This is a genomic window from Aeromonas sp. L_1B5_3 (assembly GCF_963866575.1).
In the GTDB taxonomy this organism is placed as follows: Bacteria; Pseudomonadota; Gammaproteobacteria; order Enterobacterales; family Aeromonadaceae; genus Aeromonas; species Aeromonas jandaei.
Window position 1 is genome coordinate 1 of record NZ_CAWMDN010000038.1, and the last position, 515, is coordinate 515.

The 515-nt window shown below is 59.2% G+C and carries 1 protein-coding gene; it reads right to left on the minus strand.

The features are described 5' to 3' along the window. Positions 1-362 (minus strand): Y-family DNA polymerase (locus AACR93_RS03170; RefSeq protein WP_043852244.1); only part of this gene is annotated, 362 nt, incomplete at its 3' end. Between the last annotated feature and the right edge of the window lie 153 nt (positions 363-515).

Here is a 515-nt window from a genome sequence, read left to right on the forward strand (position 1 = left end):
TGCCCATAGGCTGTCAGGTCCCCGGCAAACGACTCCGACAGTGACAGGAATGCTTCATCGATGGAGTAGACCTCCAGCTCGGGGGCCATGGTCTCCAACGTGCTCATCACCCTGCCAGACATATCGCCATAGAGCGCGTAGTTGGAGCTGAATGCCACACCGCCATGCGCCTCGAACTGCTCGCGGATCTTGAAGTAGGGCCCAGCCATCTTGATACCCATCGCCTTGGCTTCGGGGCTGCGCGACACCACGCATCCATCGTTGTTGGAGAGCACCACGATCGGGCGGCCACGCAGCTCAGGGCGAAACAGCCGCTCACAGCTGGCGTAGAAGTTGTTTACATCAACGAGCGCTATAGCCATCACGCTGCCTCAGATTGCCAATCACATGGGTGACCACTCCGAACAACTCCAGGGAGAGACTCATACAAGGGTCGATAGGCGCGAACGCCGGATTGGCTGGCAGCAGCCGCAACCTCGGCTTGAGCTGCAAGGTCTTTACCGTGAAGCCGCCAT